This is a genomic window from Enterobacter sp. LM3, from assembly GCF_046622475.1.
Taxonomy (GTDB): Bacteria; Pseudomonadota; Gammaproteobacteria; order Enterobacterales; family Enterobacteriaceae; genus Enterobacter; species Enterobacter cloacae_P.
Genome location: NZ_JBJURN010000025.1, coordinates 25,174 through 43,588 on the forward strand (window position 1 = coordinate 25,174; position 18,415 = coordinate 43,588).

Here is an 18,415-nt window from a genome sequence, read left to right on the forward strand (position 1 = left end):
GGTGTAAACCCAAAACAGGTGATGGCATGAGAATAGGAATCCTCTTCCCGGTCGTTATTTTTATAACGGCGGTTGTTTTTTTGACATGGTTTTTTGTCGGTGGTTACGCGGCACCTGGGGCATAGATGAGAAAAACAACCCTCATTATGTTGCTTGTGGCTATCGTGGCGGTTGCTGGTACACAGTTTGGCTGGTGGTAACCCTGCGAAGTAAAAAGGCCGCCATCAGGCAGCCTTTTTCAACATATGGCAAACTTAGCTTTTGAGTTTTCTGTAGATAAACAGAACAACCAGCGCACCAATCACCGCAACGGCAAAGCTGCCGAAGTTGAACCCATCGACCTTGCCAAAACCGAGTTGCGTACTGATCCAGCCGCCGACTACCGCGCCAACAATCCCCAGTACTACGGTGATGATAAACCCACCGCCATCTTTGCCTGGCATGATCCACTTCGCAAGGATCCCCGCAATCAGCCCAAAGATAATCCAGGATATAATTCCCATAGCTTTCCTCTCTGTATGGTTTTTGTCATTAAATCAACGACACGGACAAGGATAGCACAGGATGAGCGAAAGGAAATTTGCGACAGGCATCACAGATTAGACTACCCTGCCTACGGGCCTGACATTCATCTCTGATGATCCATCCTGACCTCCTCCCGGGGCTTAGACAATATCACCTTAATAAACTCGATGTAGGAGACCGGTTTCCCAAAATAATACCCCTGCAGCAGAGTGATCGCATTACGGTTGAGGTAATCCCGTTGTTCCTTCGTTTCAACCCCCTCGGCAACAATGTGTAAAGAGAGCTTTTTAGCCAGCTCAATAACACAGTCCAGCAGTATCGTTGAGTCTTTCTGCTCTGATACCCGGTTCACAAAGCTCTTATCAATTTTGATGTAATCAATGGCTAGCGCGTGAAGGCAGGATAGCCCGGAGTAGCCAGTACCAAAATCATCCAGGGCAATCACGAAGCCGGCTTGATGTAATGCATTAAGGTTTTCCACCAGGTGGGGATGTTCAAGCAACGGTTCTCGCTCGGTCACTTCGAGAACCAGTTTGACTTTTTTGCCATTGAACCCTTTTTCAAAAGCAGAGCAGTCGCTAATAAAGGACGGCGCATTAATATGCCTGGCGCTGATGTTTATCCCAATATGAAATCCATCCGGTAATTTAGGTAAAAGTGGCTTTAACTGACTAACCACTTTTGCCATCAGCCCTTTGGTCAGAGGAATAATTAAACCGCTACGCTCCGCAATCGGGATAAAAACATCTGGCGGAATAAAGCCAGATTTAGGGTGTTTCCATCTTGCCAGTACTTCAACACCATACAGTCCTCCGGTATCGCCATTCACGATTGGCTGGTAATAAGGAATAATTTCCCCTCTCAGAATGGCCTTACGCAGATCGTCTTCAAATGTGGTGCTTTTTCCCCTGTACCGGCGAATAAGAATCCCCCCGGCGACGGACAGCACGAAGATCAATAACACCAGGCTCCACCCCTGCTGCATCAGGCGCGACATACTAAAGAAAGCAGGAGTCTGCCATGCCATGCTGAAAGGGAAATGCGCTGATTGCGTCAGCGTGGCCGACCCCGTCGCCGGTGGATATGCACTTACGTCACCCTGGCGGGTAAGCATACGTTTACCGACGACCAGCGCCAGGCCTGCACTATCCGAAGCCCCCGCGATAACATCACGCAAATGTGCGTCGCTGACACTGACGATAACCCGCCCTTCAGGGATCGGCACCTGGAAAATGAGCACTGGCACCCCATTCACGAGCTGGTTGCCAGCTAGCAGCATCAGTTTTTCAGTGGGTAATGCTTCAGGATGAACAATCAATACTCCATTCCCCGGGAGAGAAGTGCAGATGATTTTATCCTGTTGCTGGATCATGATGGCGCGCAGATGGGGTTTTAGCGCAGCTTCCGTTCCCAATTCTTGCTGTCCGGTGCTGGAGCACCCTTCTGCCGCAACATCCTTCGCTTTTTTTGCCGCGCTCACGGCTTCAGCGAGAATATCATCTATTTTCAGGGTGCTGGTACTGGCGGTCCCGGCATTGTTCAACGTCGCCATATTCCACAGCTGCCAGTTGATGATCAGCATTCCGGCCAGAAAAAGCAGTAAGGCACTTAAGAAGGGAACCATAACGTTGCGCACGATTTTTCCTTAAAAGAAAAAACAAGCATTTAAGTCATGTTGAATTAGAAATTCAGACTAACTCAGCGTCATTTACCTCGATAAATAAATCTTAGCTGAGATTTATCTTAAAAACCTGGTACTCCGGTACTAACCGTGAGCCGTAATGTGAAATGCGCGGCGCGCTTGTCAGACTGGAGGAACTTACCTACCGTTATTATCAGGCTTGTACCTTCATCTGTCTGTGTTAGGATCGATGAAAACAGGGATCAGAGGAACAACAGGAAAATGAAGAAGATCATTGCCGTTGCTATCGTTTCAACGCTTCTGGTCATCCTGTCTCTTTATGTGGTTAATGCTGTTATCGTTGGGCAGCAGAAGAACAAACAGTTTGAAATCTCCCACACGCTTTTGCGTTATTCCGAAGAGGTATCTCAAAGTGTGGCGGGCACACTCAAAAGTATTACCACACAGGGATGCGATGAAACCAGTATTGATAGCTACAGAAAAATAAAACTCAGTAGCCTCTATTTTGGTGATGTTGGCTTTATTAAAAATGGGAAAATAGTCTGCACCGCCTTTTGGGGGAAACTGGAAACGCCTGTCGCACTTCCCGCTGCGCTACATAAAACACCAAATGGTTTTGTTTTAGCACAATTTCATCTGAAGGGCTTTTTCACAGGCAATGCGGCAATCTATAACAACGTGATTATTTTCACCTCCCGGTATGTTTACGATAAATTTTCCCCGATTACGGCAAACTATTCACTCACCGCCGCCACAAAAGATTTCGACAAGACATTTTTCTCCATCGCCCCTGAAAAAAAACAGAACTGGCTGCATTCTAGATTGTTTACGTTAGACATGACCCTATGCAGTACCAAATGGGATTTGTGTGTCATTGTAAAACATCATGATGCGGGGCTGGCTTCGTTATCAATCGTGGTATTTGTTCTTCTCTCAGCAATTCTGTATTTCATCTGGATATCGCTTACGCTGTTCTTCATTCGCCTCCATGAAGACCGTTTCTCGCTGGAGCGGGCGCTGGTCAATGCGGTGACGGCAAAGACATTCAGCGTCAACTATCAGCCTGTTGTACGCATCCACGATAAAAAAATTGTAGGTGTTGAAGTTCTGTCGAGATGGCGTGATTATAACCACGCAGAAGTCTCTCCTGAACTCTTCATCCCGTTAATTACAAAGCTGGGCCTGTATAAAAAATACTATATCAATATTATTGAAAAATCCTTGTCAGAAGTCGCATCGCTTGCCGTTGAAAACCAGATGATGATTTCATTAAACGTTGGCAGAACGGAGATCGAAGATAAACAGTTTATCCACGTTTTGCGCCGTGAATGCTCGCTTAATAACATTCCCTTGTCATTGATTAAAGTCGAGCTATCTGAGAAAGCAGTGGCCAGCGCGGATATTCTTGAAGAGTTCTGCCTGGAGCTAAAATCTATTGGTGTCAAAATATCAATAGATGATTTTGGTGTCCAGAACTCTAATCTGGCCAGGCTTTCGAACCTGGAATACGATGAAATCAAAATAGATAAATCACTGGTCGATGGTATCAGTGAACACTATAAACAGGACATCTTCGTCATTTTTAGTGATGCTCTTGTCAAACTGAATAAAACACTTGTTTTTGAAGGTGTGGAGAATGAAATACAATACAATTTTATCGCCAACAGATACCCCAATGCCCTGATTCAGGGCTGGTATTTTTCAAAATCGCTGACCTGCAGTGAGCTGGCGCAGCAGCTCGAAGGTTCTGCCCGTTGACGATATATTGTCCGATGGTAACGTATGTATGAATGGCTGCATTTTTTTAATGCAGACCGTTTCCATTTTTCTTCCAGGAAAATACAGTCGTCACAATCAGAGTGTAGATTGCTCTGAAACAGTCTCTTATATGGTCAAAAACGTGAAAATTTCTTTAGTGCTGCCCCTGATACTCTTTTTCCTGGTCTTTGTTTTCGCCCTGTTCATGGATAACCCCTCATCACATGCACTGCGGAAAAAATGCATGTGGTCTGATAACGTGATGTTGAGCTGTATGGCAAAACATCAGAACAAAGGGTTCTGAGGCAGATAACGCGGCGTATTCCGGGTTACTCGTTACCCCACTGGTTCAGGAAGTTCGCAATATCATCAATGCGACGCACAGGGATCCCTGCTTCATCAGCCATCTCTTGCTGCGCGTTTTCACTGATTTCCTCGTTATTCATTAAACGGGTGATCAGCAGCTGGAAATAGTACGCCAGAGGATCGCGCTCTGGTTCACTCACCGGCTCTGCGGCTTCCGTCGAATACTCATCAACGATGTCATAAAATTTAAGCGGGATTTCGTTGTTCATCAGTGGTCTCTTGTCTGCGCTTTAGTGGGTAACGCGCCCAGTATATCTGGATGGTCACCCTGAACCAAAATTTTGAGGCCGCTCGTGGTGAACCATCAACGGCTCAGCAGCGCTATCAATGCCGCCAGGGCCGGAATAGCCTGAACATACAGTATCTTCCGACTGGCCGTCATTGCGCCAAACACTCCGGCGATAAGCACACAAGCCAGGAAGAAGACGGTTACCTGAATACCATTTTCCCCAAGCCAGAGTCCCCAAAGTAAACCCGCAGCCAGAAAACCGTTGTACAGACCTTGATTAGCAGCCAGCACCCGGGTTTCACGTGCAAAATCAGCACTGAGATTAAATGCCTTGCGGCCCGTTTTTGTGTTCCACAGGAACATTTCCAGAACAAGAATGTAGATATGTATTAAAGCAACAACGGTAACAAGGGTAGTGGCTAACACGGCAGTCCTTAATGAATGAGGAAGAATGAAATGGAGTATAGGTATTCAGACGAAACAAGACGCAAAAACATTTCACGAGGCAATCGGATAAAACCGTTCAAAATACATCGACACACGGTTGACCAACCTTGTTAAGGGCATTTATCAGCCGCGACCGGAGCTCAGCCAATGCCTTTTCTTTCTCTTCAAGCTGTTCAAGCTTGCGGTGAAGAGAGTATCCACGCCTGGGCACTCAAAATGATTCAAAACCGCGGAGCCAAACCATACTTCGGGGTTTTGATATTTGAGGCCCAGACCTTAATATCGTTTTGCAGTAGCAGAGTGAAATCGGAATTCAGGTGGTGCACCATATCATTGACGCTGTCAGCATCATTCACGGCAAAATGTTCAATCCTGTTTTGCCCTATCGTAATACATCGATACGTCGCAGGCACATCTTTGCCATTTACATTCAACGTTTGCTCACCCTCTCCGCAACTCCCTTCAGATATATAGGAAACCAGCATATTTGCTGAACGACGACCCGACTGAGAGAAACTTAACATGACAGGCATCCCTTCAGAAGTTTGCGTCATATCATAGAGAACGGCGTTTTTTGCATACCAGGTATTGTATTCCCGCTCCTGGAATGCTGAATATGAAGACGTAGAGAAAACCACCAGCGCAGCGAGTGTAATAGATTGAATATTCATAGGATGTTGTCTTTATTTGTTGTTGTACTCATTATTCAGATCGTGCTAAAAACAGCAACCACTTAAGATTATTCCTACTACTATTGGCAGTTCTGAAGTAACCTACGCTCCTCTCTAATACCCTCACATCACGAATATAAAAAGAATAAAAAAGTCATATTTTGCATTAATTTAAGGAATTTATTTCATGGAAAAAATAAAGATTAGCAATAACATCTCGATTTTTTATCAATTTTCGAGATCATCCTCTGTTTATCTTGCCAGTTTGTTTGATGCGAACACAGGGGACTATATCTCGTCGGTGATGTCGAACAACAAAGAGTCGCTGATTAAACAAGTTGAGGCCTATGCGCAGCTTGATGAAAACGAACAAGCTCAGCTACGGAAGCTCATTATTTAATGGGTAGAGTGTTGGCTTCTTTCACCGATTCATTTGGCAGCAGCTATTTTAATGTATTTATTCTTATCCATTAACTCTGCCCTATATTGGATAACGAATGACATAAACCCGGAACGGGTTGATTGAATTTTGGGGCGTGATCTTTTATAGCATAAAAAAACGGGAGCCTTACGGCTCCCGTTCTCATTTAACCCAGAATCTGGATTACATGTTCGCGATAATCGCGTCACCAAACTCTGAACATTTCAGCAGCTTAGCGCCTTCCATCAGACGTTCGAAGTCATAGGTCACGGTCTTGGCAGCAATTGCGCCTTCCATACCTTTGACGATCAGGTCTGCGGCTTCGAACCATTCCATATGACGCAGCATCATCTCTGCGGACAGGATGATAGAACCCGGGTTCACTTTGTCCTGGCCTGCATATTTTGGTGCAGTACCGTGGGTCGCTTCGAACAGTGCACACTCGTCACCGATGTTCGCGCCCGGGGCAATACCGATACCACCAACCTGTGCAGCCAGAGCATCGGAGATGTAGTCACCGTTCAGGTTCATACAGGCGATCACGTCGTATTCAGCAGGACGCAGCAGGATCTGCTGCAGGAACGCATCGGCGATCACATCTTTAATGATGATCTCTTTACCGGTGTTAGGGTTCTTGATCTTCTGCCACGGGCCACCGTCGATCAGCTCACCACCGAACTCTTCCGCCGCCAGCTGGTAACCCCAGTCTTTGAACGCGCCTTCGGTGAACTTCATGATGTTGCCTTTGTGAACCAGGGTCACAGAGTCACGGTCGTTGGTGATAGCGTATTCGATTGCTGCACGTACCAGACGTTTGGTGCCTTCTTCGGAGCACGGCTTGATGCCGATACCGCAATGCTCAGGGAAGCGAATTTTCTTCACGCCCATCTCTTCACGCAGGAATTTAATCACTTTTTCTGCATCAGCAGAGTCTGCTTTCCATTCGATACCCGCGTAGATGTCTTCTGCGTTTTCGCGGAAGATAACCATGTCGGTCAGTTCAGGGTGCTTAACCGGGCTTGGGGTGCCCTGGTAGTAACGAACCGGACGCAGACACACGTACAGATCCAGCTCCTGACGCAGCGCTACGTTCAGGGAACGAATACCGCCGCCAACTGGCGTGGTCAGAGGGCCTTTAATAGCAACACGGTAGTCGCGAATCAGGTCCAGCGTTTCAGCTGGCAGCCAAACGTCCTGGCCATAAACTTGAGTAGATTTTTCACCGGTGTAAATTTCCATCCAGGAAATTTTACGCTCGCCTTTGTAGGCTTTCTCAACAGCGGCATCAACCACTTTCAGCATTGCCGGGGTAACGTCTACACCGATACCGTCACCTTCAATGAACGGGATAATCGGGTTGTGAGGAACGTTAATCTTGCCGTTTTGCAGGGTGATCTTTTTACCTTCCGCCGGAACAACTACTTTGCTTTCCATTAACCTCTCCTTCGAGCGCTTCTGGTTGTTACTGATCTTATGTTAATAAATTGTAATGAGCCTTTCGATAGTACCTGATTGTCCGACGCCATGAAAGGTCTTCGTTATTAGGCTATAATGCGGCAATTGATAGAGCCTGAAAATACCATGAAGAAAACTTCTTTTAGAAATCACCGGGTTGAGCGATTCAGCTCGCGACAAGCTACCAAAAGATCGCCGGAAAACCAGCAAAAGCGGGTTATTTTGTTCAATAAACCCTACGATGTTTTGCCGCAGTTTACCGATGAAGCCGGGCGCAGCACGCTGAAGGATTACATTCCTGTTCAGGGAGTATACGCAGCCGGCCGTCTGGATCGGGACAGCGAAGGGCTACTGGTGTTAACGAACGATGGCGCGTTACAGGCGAAGCTCACCCAGCCTGGCAAACGCACCGGGAAAATCTACTTCGTACAGGTTGAAGGCGAACCTGATGAGGAGACACTGGCGAAATTACGTCATGGCGTAACCTTAAACGATGGTCCAACCTTACCTGCAGGTATCGAACGCGTTAGCGAGCCTGAATGGCTATGGCCGCGCAATCCCCCTATTCGCGAACGCAAATCGATTCCGACAAGCTGGCTCAAAATCACCCTTTACGAAGGCCGCAACCGTCAGGTTCGCCGGATGACCGCACACGTGGGCTTCCCCACTCTGCGGCTTATCCGCTATGCCACGGGCAGCTACACGCTGGATACCCTGGCTAACGGCGAATGGCGAGACGTTGCCCTTTAAGGAGTCACTATGTTTAAACCTCATGTCACCGTCGCCTGCGTGGTTCACGCGCAGGGTAAATTCCTGGTTGTGGAAGAGAGCATCAACGGTAAGGCGCTGTGGAACCAACCAGCCGGACATCTCGAAGAGAACGAAACGCTGCTGCAGGCCGCCACACGCGAGCTGTGGGAAGAGACGGGTATCCACGCCCGGCCTCAACACTTCATTCGCCTGCACCAGTGGATTGCACCTGACCATACCCCCTTCCTGCGCTTTTTATTTGCCGTCGAGCTTAGCGAAACGTGCGCCACTGAGCCGCAGGATAACGATATCGATCGCTGCCTGTGGGTCACTGCCGAAGAGATCCTGAATGCGCCAAACCTGCGCTCGCCGCTGGTTGCCGAAAGCATCCGCTGCTGGCAGTCTGCCGGTCGCTTACCGCTTGATGTCATCGGAGAATTTAACTGGCCGTTTACAGAGGGTGTCAATGGTGGGGGGGCGTGATAGAATACGCCGCCTTGAAGTTCAATGTCGTGAGTATTCCATGTCAGATAACAGCCAGAAAAAAGTAATCGTCGGCATGTCCGGCGGTGTCGATTCCTCCGTTTCCGCCTACCTGTTGCAACAACAGGGTTATAAGGTTGAGGGCCTGTTCATGAAGAACTGGGAGGAAGATGATGGTGAGGAATACTGTACTGCCGCAGCGGATCTCGCCGATGCGCAGGCCGTGTGCGATAAGCTCGGTATTGAACTGCACACCGTTAACTTTGCCGCAGAATACTGGGACAACGTCTTCGAGCTTTTCCTCGAAGAGTACAAAGCAGGCCGTACTCCGAACCCGGATATTCTGTGCAACAAAGAGATCAAATTTAAAGCCTTCCTGGAATTCGCCGCTGAAGATCTGGGCGCAGATTACATTGCGACCGGTCACTACGTGCGTCGTGCAGATGTGAATGGCAAAAGCCAGCTACTGCGCGGTCTGGACGGCAACAAAGATCAGAGCTACTTCCTCTATACGCTGAGCCACGAACAGATTGCCCAGAGCCTGTTCCCGGTTGGCGAGCTGGAAAAGCCAGAGGTGCGTAAAATCGCCGAAGCGTTGGATCTGATCACCGCGAAGAAAAAAGACTCCACCGGTATCTGCTTTATCGGCGAGCGCAAATTCCGCGAATTCCTTGGTCGCTACCTGCCTGCACAGCCAGGTAAAATTGTCACCGTGGATGGCGACGAAATTGGTCAGCATCAGGGGCTGATGTACCACACCCTCGGCCAGCGCAAAGGTCTGGGCATTGGTGGTACCAAAGAAGGTAGCGAAGATCCGTGGTACGTTGTCGACAAAGATGTCGAAAACAATATTCTGATTGTCGCGCAGGGTCATGACCACCCGCGTCTGATGTCCGTTGGGCTTATTGCGCAACAGCTGCACTGGGTCGATCGCGAACCGGTAAAAGGCACCCTGCGCTGCACGGTAAAAACACGCTACCGTCAGACGGATATCCCCTGCACCGTCACCGCCCTGGATGACGATCGCATTGAAGTGCATTTCGACGAGCCGGTTGCCGCCGTCACCCCGGGTCAGTCCGCTGTCTTCTACAGTGGCGAAGTCTGCCTGGGTGGTGGGATCATTGAACAGCGCCTGCCGCTGCCTGCTGTTTAACACGATTGCACACATAAAGGAGAGCGTGTGGCGAAGAACTATTATGACATCACCCTGGCGCTGGCGGGAATTTGCCAGTCTGCCCGTCTGGTGCAACAGCTGGCGCATCAGGGTCATTGCGACGCTGACGCGCTGCACGTTTCACTCAACAGCGTTATCGACCTCAACCCTGGCTCGACTCTGGGTGTCTTCGGTGGGAGTGAAACCAATCTTCGCCTCGGTCTTGAAACGTTGCTTGGCGTGCTCAACGCCAGTAGCCGTCAGGGGTTAAACGCGGAGCTGACCCGCTACACGTTAAGCCTGATGGTGCTGGAGCGTAAGCTGAGCGCAGCGAAAGGCGCGCTGGATACGCTCGGTGACCGCATTGCCGGTCTGCAGCGTCAGCTCGACCATTTTGATCTGCAGTCCGAAACGCTGCTGAGCGCAATGGCCGGTATTTATGTAGATGTAATTAGCCCGTTGGGGCCGCGTATTCAGGTTACCGGTTCCCCTGCCGTGCTGCAAAGTCCACAGGTCCAGGCGAAGGTTCGCGCCTCGCTGCTGGCAGGCATTCGCGCCGCAGTCCTGTGGCATCAGGTTGGCGGTGGCCGCCTGCAGTTAATGTTTTCTCGTAATCGCCTGACGACTCAGGCAAAACAAATTCTTGCTCATTGTTAACCTCCCGGAGTTGCGAATTATGGAATTATCCTCACTGACCGCCGTATCCCCTGTCGATGGACGCTACGGCGATAAAGTCAGCGCGCTGCGCGAGATCTTCAGCGAATATGGCCTGCTGAAGTTCCGTGTACAGGTAGAAGTACGCTGGCTGCAAAAGCTGGCCGCCCAGGCAGCAATCAAGGAAGTTCCTGCTTTTGACGCCCAGGCAAACGATTACCTTGATAAAATCGTTGCTGACTTTAATGAAGAAGATGCGGCACGCATTAAGACTATCGAGCGCACCACCAACCACGACGTGAAAGCGGTTGAATACTTCCTGAAAGAGAAAGTCGCGAGCGTTCCTGCGCTGCACGCGGTATCTGAATTCATTCACTTCGCCTGTACTTCAGAAGATATCAACAACCTGTCTCATGCGCTGATGCTCTCTACCGCGCGCAAAGACGTGGTGCTGCCATACTGGCGTAAAATCATTGATGCGGTGAAAGCATTGTCCGTGGAATACCGCGACATCCCTCTGCTTTCCCGTACTCACGGCCAGCCAGCGACCCCATCCACGATGGGTAAAGAGATGGCGAACGTGGCGTACCGTATGGAACGTCAGTATCGTCAGCTGGAGCAGGTTGAAATTCTGGGTAAAATCAACGGCGCGGTCGGTAACTATAACGCCCACATCGCCGCGTACCCGGAAGTGGACTGGCACCAGTTCAGCGAAGAGTTCGTGACCTCTCTGGGCATTCAGTGGAACCCGTACACCACCCAGATTGAGCCGCACGACTATATCGCAGAGCTGTTTGACTGCGTTGCACGCTTCAACACCATTCTGATCGACTTCGATCGTGACGTGTGGGGTTACATCGCGCTGAACCACTTCAAACAGAAAACCATCGCCGGTGAAATCGGCTCTTCTACCATGCCGCATAAAGTGAACCCAATTGACTTCGAAAACTCCGAAGGCAACCTGGGTCTGGCGAACGCCGTGCTGCAGCATATGGCGAGCAAACTGCCGGTTTCCCGCTGGCAGCGCGACCTGACCGACTCCACCGTACTGCGTAACCTGGGCGTTGGCATTGGTTATGCGCTGATCGCGTACCAATCCACCCTGAAAGGTGTGAGCAAACTGGAAGTGAACCGTGACCGTCTGCTGGACGAACTGGATCACAACTGGGAAGTTCTGGCAGAGCCGATCCAGACCGTAATGCGTCGTTATGGCATCGAAAAACCGTACGAAAAACTGAAAGAGCTGACCCGCGGTAAGCGCGTTGACGCCGAAGGCATGAAACAGTTTATCGACGGTCTCGAACTGCCAGAAGAAGAGAAAACGCGCCTGAAAGCGATGACGCCAGCAAACTACATTGGCCGCGCAATGACGATGGTCGACGAGCTGAAGTAATTCCCCTCCCCCCTTTCCGCCCGGAAAGGGGGTTGCTTTTCCCCGGTTTACTCAATGTTTATCCCCACAACAACATAATCAGCGTTAAACTACACACCGATTTTTCAAACAGCCGCTAAAACAGTGACTTACAGTAAAATCAAAAACTTACATCAAATTCTTTTCGGACAATAACGGACGATATCGGACATTTTACTGCCCCAAATCATGCCCCCAGACAGGTTTTGCCCCCAAATTTGCCCCCAAAATTCACCCTTTTGTGTAGATCATTCCAGTTTAGAAACATCTCGCTTTACTGCTTTGCTGACATCCATCATCATGCCCCTGTTTCAAAATCATAAGCTTTCGGTGCGCACCTATTTTTTTCTCCCTGCCCTATACTTTCAGTCATAGCTTTGACTGGAGGTTTCTATGTGTGGACGTTTTGCACAAGCCCAAACCCGTGAAGAATATCTCGCTTATTTGGCCGATGAAGGAGATCGCGACATTGCTTATGACCCGGAGCCGATTGGACGCTACAACGTTGCGCCCGGCACAAAAGTCCTGCTGCTGAGCGAACGTGATGAGCAGCTGCATCTCGATCCGGTGTTCTGGGGCTACGCGCCCGGGTGGTGGGATAAACCGCCACTGATTAACGCGCGAGTCGAGACGGCGGCCACAAGGCGAATGTTTAAGCCTCTCTGGCAGCATGGCCGGGCCATATGCTTCGCCGATGGATGGTTCGAGTGGAAAAATGAAGGCGACAAGAAACAGCCCTACTTCATTCACCGCGACGACGGCCAGCCGATTTTCATGGCAGCAATCGGCAGCACGCCGTTTGAGCGCGGAGATGAAGCAGAAGGCTTTCTGATAGTGACGTCTGCAGCTGATAAAGGACTGGTCGACATTCACGACCGCCGCCCCTTGGTTCTGTCTGCAGAAGCGGCACGTGAGTGGATGCGTCAGGACCTAGGCGGTAAACAAGCTGAGGAGATAGCAGCCGACGGCGCTGTGCCAGCCGACAAGTTTATCTGGCACGCCGTGACGCGTGCCGTGGGGAATGTGAAAAATCAAAATCCAATAGTTTTAGCTAATATTTTTAATTCTTGATCAGCTTTTCTATTAATTATATTATAAATATCATTAATAGAACTCCCTATGCCCGAGGCATTTTATGGAAAATTCAATCTCATCCTTTGTCACAAAACTAATACCTTTAATTGATACAGACCGAGACGGTTTATTATTTATTGATGGTGCTTGGGGTACTGGAAAGACGCATTTTATCAAAACCAGGCTTAAGGATTTATATGATAAAAACACATATTTTTATATTTCTCTCTTGGGGATTTCTTCGCTAGAAGATTTTAAATCAAAGATTATTGAATGTTACTATCTTGCCGACGCTGAAAACATCACACATCAGATTAATTCAATAGCTGATAGTGCCAGCTTACTCCGCGGAAGTCCTGATGACTCTGGCGTCATAAAATCTTTATTTAACTCCATAGGGGCTAGCATCAAAGGAAAAGTATTATCAAGCCTTTCTGGAATATTTATTTTAGATGATATTGAGCGCGTCGACAAAGAAGAAGTCACATCATTAATCCTTAATTACTGTCATACACTCTATTCTCAGAAAGAGAGCCGAGAATTAGATTTTATAGTAGTTGGGAACACCTCTAAAGAAGCCAACTTTGAAATAACTCATAAAGAAAAGTTAATTTCTGACACTATATCTTTTACACCAAATTTTGACGAGCTTTGTGATATTATCCTCCCCAGGTTATCACCACTTCCAGAAACTGATAAACAAGCTTTTTTGAACATAATCAAAAATCAAGACATAGTTAATCTTCGTATTATTAATAGATGTATCGATAAAATCCTTCCTTTATATGAATACATTAATAGCAATCCTGACAAAGAATGGAATGTTCGCTCAAGTGACGTTATTGGTTGTATAACCTCATCAATTATCCTCCACCATAGCCACAATAAAAGCATAGAAATACTGCATAAGCACTCACCAAAAAATTACCTCATAAATCAAGACGACAACGACTCATATTCTGAAAAAGAATTGTGGGCATTATATAGAAAATATGCAATCCCCGATATTGTTAGAGATTACAGCATGGGGCTGGAATCTTCACAATCAACACAAGAAGTGATATTTTCAACCCCAAAAAAAATGTCTCTCGAAGATATTGCCATTGCAGATCAACCTCATATCCATGATGTTGATGAAATTTCATTATCCCAATGTTTCCATGAAATAATTACAAAGAAAAGGATTGTGCCAATATACTCATGGATGTTAATGGTACGGAATTACATCTTCCTCACTGAAAATGAATATTTACCGATGAATCCGTTATTAAGCAAAGATTACATTGAACAAATGGCAAATGAATTTAGCCTTGAAGAAATCTCTGATTTCATTGATAAGAAAGGTGGCTTTGATCACCTGCGACGCTACGGTTTATCATCGATGAACCAAGATCCTTACATGAATATTTTTCTGAAAAAATATGAAAGCCACATTACCGCAGCTACAATTAAATCACTACGCCATGCAGTTGCTTATGATGGATGGTACAGCATTGATACCACTAAAAGCATTGATAGCCTTGATGATTATTCAAGGTTCAGACCTTTGCAGATTATTGGCAGCTCGTTCTTGTTAAAACACCTATTATTATCCTGGAAACCAATAGATATCGAATCATTTGATTCCTACTTAGCTAACCTATATGCCTTTAGTAATATCAGAGAGTATTTAAGTGAAGAAAAACCACATTTAATACGACTAGAAATACATACATATATTTATTTACGATCTAAAAAACCAAATTTCAAATATGGCGCAATAAAACGATTAAACGGTACGTTAAATGAAATATTAACAAGACTTTAAAATATCATACGATGGTTAAAATAAATGTGACCTTATTTTACGCAAATAAGGTCACAATATCTTGTTGTATATCGTGGCGAAAGCATTTCACGCTTCATCTGCCACTGCTGCTGAATGCCCTGTCCGGCAAAGTAGAGTGTTCCTTTTCCGTCTTTTGCGTTCAGGTGATCGAGCACTTCCATCAACCTTTCGCTACCGGCTCGCGGCGCATTCTCGTCGAACAAGTTAAGCTGGGCCACGCCCTGACTGAAGAAGTCACCCAGCATGATGCCAGCTTTCTGGTACCGGTGACCATCCTTCCAGATTTTGTCCAGACACTTTACCGCGGCGTTGATAATGTCGCGGCTATCCTGCGTGGGCGTGAGAAACTTCATTGAGGCGCTATTGCCGTAATATGGTTCGTTAAGCGCAAAGGGAGAGGTCTTCACGAACGCTGAGATAAAGCAGCAATACTGGTGCTCACCGCGGAGCTTTTCAGCGCCGCGGGCGGCATAGGAGCAAATAGCCTGACGCATCTGCTCATAGTCGGTAACGCGTTCGCCGAATGACCGGCTGCAGACGATTTCCTGTTTTGCGGGGGCAAACTCTTCCAGATCAAGACAGGGTTCGCCGCGCAGCTCCCGGACAGTGCGCTCAAGTACCACGTTAAAGTGCTTCCGGATTATCCACGTACTCTGCTCTGAAAGGTCTAAGGCCGTTTTAATACCCATTGCGTTTAACTTTTTACTGATTCGGCGACCAACACCCCAGACGTCCTCTACAGGTACCACAGAAAGTAGCCTGCGCTGGCGATCAACATTTGAGAGGTCAACTACCCCACCCGTCTGCCGCTGCCATTTCTTTGCGGCGTGGTTGGCCAGCTTTGCGAGTGTTTTTGTCTGCGCAATGCCCACTCCTACCGTCAGGTGTGTACGCTTCAGAACCGTAGCACGGATTTCTTTCCCAAAGTCAGTCAGGTCCCGACAGTTGCGAACACCAGTAAGATCGCAAAAAGCTTCATCGATGCTGTAAATTTCGACGCGAGGGCTCATTTCCTCCAGCGTGGTCATTACCCGGTTCGACATATCAGCATACAGCTCATAGTTGCTGCTGAAGCAGACAACGCCAGCGCGCCGAAAAAGCTCCTTTTGCTTGAAGAATGGCTCCCCCATAGTAATTCCAGCCGCCTTGGCCTCGGCGCTGCGCGCGATTACGCAGCCATCATTGTTCGACAGAACAACCACTGGCCGCCCTTTCAAATCGGGCCGAAACACCGTCTCGCATGATGCGTAGAACGAATTCACATCACAGAGCGCAAACATATTCAGCTGGCCGATTTCACGATGAAAGTAACAACGCCGAAAACGTCCAGTGTATCTTCGCAGCCAACAACAATAGGACTGTAGGCGCTGTTCATCGGTATGAGCTGGACTGTCGGGCGTAGCTGCAGGCGCTTAACTGTAAACTCACCTTCTACCGCGGCGATAACGATATCTCCATGTTCAGCAGTTCGCGAGCTATCCACCACCAACAGATCGCCGTCGCTGATCCCGGCGTCAATCATTGAGTCGCCGGCAGCCTTGACGAAGTATGTTGAGCTCGGGTGAGCGACAAGTAACTCATTGAGATCGATGCGCTGTTCAACGTAATCAGCTGCGGGGCTTGGGAAACCACACTGTACTAAGTCACTGAAAAGCGGGAGAGCGATAATTTCTCGCAGTTCTGTTGGCCTGATGAATTCCATGACACACACCTCAAATACTGTTTTTATATACAGTAGTTTTATTTGAGTATGCACGCAAGACAGAGGATCTAACATAGTTGTTTAAAGCTTCGCCGTTTCGCTTCTAAGTTTCTATGTCTCATCGAAATATGAGTTTTGTAAATTTAATGGGCGTAACTCTATGTGAGCAATTTTAAGCTGGCTTCGAAGCAGGGAGTTTCTTTACAGCGTGCTGATCGCCACCTGCTTTCTATCAACGCCGTTCATAATCAATCTGCTCGCCAACTCCCGTTGTAACACATGATGGGCTGCAATTTATTCAGATTCCTGATTCCAGCTTTTCAACCCTCCTCGTCAAATCATCTACCTTACCCAATAGAGCCAGGATAGCTTCATGGTGCAAAGCTGCAGCCACACCAGATGTGTCTAAGGCCAGTGTTTTTTCCACAACCTCACCATCTTCAAGTTTTGTTTCTCCATACTCTTTTACGGCTTCAGGGAAAACTTTTTTTACCTCCTGAGCAATGAAGCCGTAGCCATGCAGACTGTTATCTTTACGATCCCATTCCACCCCCCTGAATAATTTCATCTTACCCAGAGCATCCTCGATAGTTTTAATATTATCTTTGATTCTGGCATCAGATGAGTTAACCCAGTTACCGACAGCACGGCCATCAACATTGAAACTCCAGACTGGATTGCCTCTTGGGGCATTAACCCCAATTAATATTTGCTCTGTCTCATAATCATTCGTGCTATAAGCGGCAACAATAAACCCCTGTGAATTGGGTCTTTTTAGTTTCATGCCCCCATATACTGCACCTTGCTCCCCCGGTTTTACAGTTTCAAGTAATGTTGTATGTCCATAGGCATGATCAACATATAAAGCGTCACCGTTAATGGATACTCCACCACTGATTGTGCCGCCACTTTTGCCGTTAACGGTGTTCAATCGGGTATCATTTCCCTGGGCAACAGTACCTGCTTTATCGCCATATCCCAAACCGAGGTTTTTGCGACTCTCTTCCACAGTCGTCGCGCCGGTTCCACCCTGGTCTACAGGCAGCGCACCATTGGTCCCTTTCTGAGCCAGTTTACCAATGGCGGGGATGGTTACGGCGATGCCGTTGATTGTCACGGTGATGCTCTGGTTAGCTGAGGTTGTGGCAAACGTCTCCCACGCGCCAATGTTCTCGTCATACTCTTTGATGAGCTGCGACATCGCCTGCGCAAGTCCGTCGATAGAGACATTATCAGAAATGAGGATCCCGTATTTCTGGCCGCTGAGCGCTGGCGACGCAGCTGGCGTTACTGTCAGCGATGTTGCACTGTCCACGCTTGAAATCTGGAAAATTTGAACCGGATTAGACAGGACGATGATCGTCTGGCCGGCACGAACCTGGCTCGCGGGTGCAGTCCAGTTCGTGCCCGTCCCTGTGGCGGTATTTCCGTTGATGGCGATGGTGCCAGTGTTATAAAGCATATTTTCTCCGGGTAATAAAAAACCCGCAGAGCGGGTTATAAGTGAAATTGAAAATCTGCGTCAGACGAAAGAACCTGTTCCTCGCGTTATCGTCAAAGTGGGTGACGAAATGGTTTTACCTGCCGTTCCTGTTCCTACGACTGTAATAGTTCCGGTTACTGTACTGGATGTTATATTACTCACAGCATGTCTTACCGTTATCCAAAGACCACCTGTTCCAGCAGGTACATTGATTGTTCCAAAATCACGAATGCTGCCATTGATATTGAGGGTTATATTTACAGTGGTTGTACCAGATAAAGAAGATACGAAAATAAGTGCCTCAAGGAGTGCTGACTTCCCTAATAATGATGAGGACGAATCGGTAAAAGTAATTGTTCTTGA

21 protein-coding genes are annotated in these 18,415 nt (G+C 47.8%); 12 read left to right on the forward strand and 9 right to left on the reverse strand.

The window, feature by feature from the left end:
• Positions 1 to 26 precede the first annotated feature (26 nt).
• Together ACJ9N4_RS19445 and yoaJ are read left to right on the forward strand one after the other, a co-directional pair.
• Positions 27 to 125, forward strand: coding sequence for a YoaK family small membrane protein (locus ACJ9N4_RS19445; protein WP_049003319.1), 99 nt, complete (start codon positions 27 to 29; stop codon positions 123 to 125).
• A complete protein-coding gene (yoaJ, locus tag ACJ9N4_RS19450) occupies positions 126 to 200 on the forward strand; it encodes a protein YoaJ (protein WP_071830143.1) in 75 nt (24 codons plus the stop codon). It abuts the gene before it with no gap.
• Positions 201 to 254: 54 nt separating this feature from the next.
• Here the strand turns inward: yoaJ and ACJ9N4_RS19455 are convergent, their stop codons facing one another.
• Together ACJ9N4_RS19455 and ACJ9N4_RS19460 are read right to left on the reverse strand one after the other, a co-directional pair.
• Complete coding sequence (locus ACJ9N4_RS19455) at positions 255 to 503, reverse strand: GlsB/YeaQ/YmgE family stress response membrane protein (protein ID WP_182271103.1); 249 nt, start codon at positions 501 to 503, stop codon at positions 255 to 257.
• A 125-nt stretch (positions 504 to 628) separates the two neighbouring features.
• Positions 629 to 2,161 carry an EAL domain-containing protein gene (locus tag ACJ9N4_RS19460; RefSeq protein ID WP_182271102.1) on the reverse strand — a complete coding sequence of 511 codons (1,533 nt, stop codon included), beginning with the start codon at positions 2,159 to 2,161 and terminating at the stop codon, positions 629 to 631.
• A 267-nt stretch (positions 2,162 to 2,428) separates the two neighbouring features.
• Between ACJ9N4_RS19460 and ACJ9N4_RS19465 the strand changes: the two genes are divergently transcribed.
• Positions 2,429 to 3,925, forward strand: coding sequence for an EAL domain-containing protein (locus ACJ9N4_RS19465; protein ID WP_182918602.1), 1,497 nt, complete (start codon positions 2,429 to 2,431; stop codon positions 3,923 to 3,925).
• A 329-nt stretch (positions 3,926 to 4,254) separates the two neighbouring features.
• Here ACJ9N4_RS19465 and ACJ9N4_RS19470 read toward each other — a convergent pair whose 3' ends face one another.
• The 3 genes from ACJ9N4_RS19470 to ACJ9N4_RS19480 form a co-directional block, all read right to left on the reverse strand.
• Positions 4,255 to 4,500 carry a YmjA family protein gene (locus tag ACJ9N4_RS19470; RefSeq protein ID WP_182271100.1) on the reverse strand — a complete coding sequence of 82 codons (246 nt, stop codon included), beginning with the start codon at positions 4,498 to 4,500 and terminating at the stop codon, positions 4,255 to 4,257.
• A gap of 95 nt (positions 4,501 to 4,595) precedes the next feature.
• A complete protein-coding gene (locus ACJ9N4_RS19475; RefSeq protein ID WP_182271099.1) occupies positions 4,596 to 4,946 on the reverse strand; it encodes a DUF1304 domain-containing protein in 351 nt (116 codons plus the stop codon).
• A gap of 242 nt (positions 4,947 to 5,188) precedes the next feature.
• Positions 5,189 to 5,638 carry a hypothetical protein gene (locus ACJ9N4_RS19480; RefSeq protein ID WP_182918603.1) on the reverse strand — a complete coding sequence of 150 codons (450 nt, stop codon included), beginning with the start codon at positions 5,636 to 5,638 and terminating at the stop codon, positions 5,189 to 5,191.
• 187 nt (positions 5,639 to 5,825) lie between these two features.
• Between ACJ9N4_RS19480 and ACJ9N4_RS19485 the strand changes: the two genes are divergently transcribed.
• A complete protein-coding gene (locus ACJ9N4_RS19485; protein WP_182271097.1) occupies positions 5,826 to 6,038 on the forward strand; it encodes a hypothetical protein in 213 nt (70 codons plus the stop codon).
• A 204-nt stretch (positions 6,039 to 6,242) separates the two neighbouring features.
• Here ACJ9N4_RS19485 and icd read toward each other — a convergent pair whose 3' ends face one another.
• Positions 6,243 to 7,493: an NADP-dependent isocitrate dehydrogenase gene (gene icd, locus ACJ9N4_RS19490; protein WP_182918604.1), complete on the reverse strand. Its 1,251-nt coding sequence runs from the start codon at positions 7,491 to 7,493 to the stop codon at positions 6,243 to 6,245.
• Between the two features lie 117 nt (positions 7,494 to 7,610).
• Between icd and rluE the strand changes: the two genes are divergently transcribed.
• From rluE to ACJ9N4_RS19525, 7 genes are all read left to right on the forward strand, one after another.
• The gene (gene rluE, locus ACJ9N4_RS19495; RefSeq protein WP_182271095.1) at positions 7,611 to 8,264 is read left to right on the forward strand and encodes a 23S rRNA pseudouridine(2457) synthase RluE; all 654 of its coding nucleotides are present in this window, start codon (positions 7,611 to 7,613) and stop codon (positions 8,262 to 8,264) included.
• 9 nt (positions 8,265 to 8,273) lie between these two features.
• Positions 8,274 to 8,747, forward strand: coding sequence for an NUDIX hydrolase (locus tag ACJ9N4_RS19500; RefSeq protein WP_182271094.1), 474 nt, complete (start codon positions 8,274 to 8,276; stop codon positions 8,745 to 8,747).
• Positions 8,748 to 8,787: 40 nt separating this feature from the next.
• On the forward strand, positions 8,788 to 9,900 hold the full coding sequence (mnmA, locus tag ACJ9N4_RS19505; protein WP_182271093.1) for a tRNA 2-thiouridine(34) synthase MnmA: 1,113 nt from the start codon (positions 8,788 to 8,790) through the stop codon (positions 9,898 to 9,900).
• A gap of 27 nt (positions 9,901 to 9,927) precedes the next feature.
• Positions 9,928 to 10,557, forward strand: a complete 630-nt coding sequence (gene hflD / locus ACJ9N4_RS19510; protein WP_014169611.1) for a high frequency lysogenization protein HflD — start codon at positions 9,928 to 9,930, stop codon at positions 10,555 to 10,557.
• 19 nt (positions 10,558 to 10,576) lie between these two features.
• Positions 10,577 to 11,947 carry an adenylosuccinate lyase gene (purB, locus tag ACJ9N4_RS19515; RefSeq protein WP_182271092.1) on the forward strand — a complete coding sequence of 457 codons (1,371 nt, stop codon included), beginning with the start codon at positions 10,577 to 10,579 and terminating at the stop codon, positions 11,945 to 11,947.
• Between the two features lie 411 nt (positions 11,948 to 12,358).
• Positions 12,359 to 13,036: an SOS response-associated peptidase gene (locus ACJ9N4_RS19520; RefSeq protein WP_411500722.1), complete on the forward strand. Its 678-nt coding sequence runs from the start codon at positions 12,359 to 12,361 to the stop codon at positions 13,034 to 13,036.
• A 64-nt stretch (positions 13,037 to 13,100) separates the two neighbouring features.
• Positions 13,101 to 14,846 carry a P-loop NTPase fold protein gene (locus ACJ9N4_RS19525; protein WP_411500723.1) on the forward strand — a complete coding sequence of 582 codons (1,746 nt, stop codon included), beginning with the start codon at positions 13,101 to 13,103 and terminating at the stop codon, positions 14,844 to 14,846.
• A gap of 32 nt (positions 14,847 to 14,878) precedes the next feature.
• Here the strand turns inward: ACJ9N4_RS19525 and ACJ9N4_RS19530 are convergent, their stop codons facing one another.
• The 3 genes from ACJ9N4_RS19530 to ACJ9N4_RS19540 all read right to left on the reverse strand — a co-directional run bounded on the left by ACJ9N4_RS19530 (position 14,879) and on the right by ACJ9N4_RS19540 (position 18,031).
• The gene (locus tag ACJ9N4_RS19530) at positions 14,879 to 16,147 is read right to left on the reverse strand and encodes a Y-family DNA polymerase (protein ID WP_411500724.1); all 1,269 of its coding nucleotides are present in this window, start codon (positions 16,145 to 16,147) and stop codon (positions 14,879 to 14,881) included.
• A 2-nt stretch (positions 16,148 to 16,149) separates the two neighbouring features.
• Positions 16,150 to 16,569, reverse strand: a complete 420-nt coding sequence (locus ACJ9N4_RS19535) for a translesion error-prone DNA polymerase V autoproteolytic subunit (protein ID WP_411500725.1) — start codon at positions 16,567 to 16,569, stop codon at positions 16,150 to 16,152.
• 298 nt (positions 16,570 to 16,867) lie between these two features.
• On the reverse strand, positions 16,868 to 18,031 hold the full coding sequence (locus tag ACJ9N4_RS19540; RefSeq protein ID WP_411500726.1) for a tail fiber domain-containing protein: 1,164 nt from the start codon (positions 18,029 to 18,031) through the stop codon (positions 16,868 to 16,870).
• 109 nt (positions 18,032 to 18,140) lie between these two features.
• On the opposite strand from ACJ9N4_RS19540, the gene ACJ9N4_RS19545 reads away from it, so the two are divergent.
• On the forward strand, positions 18,141 to 18,415 hold a 275-nt coding region (locus tag ACJ9N4_RS19545; RefSeq protein ID WP_411500727.1), incomplete at its 3' end, for a hypothetical protein.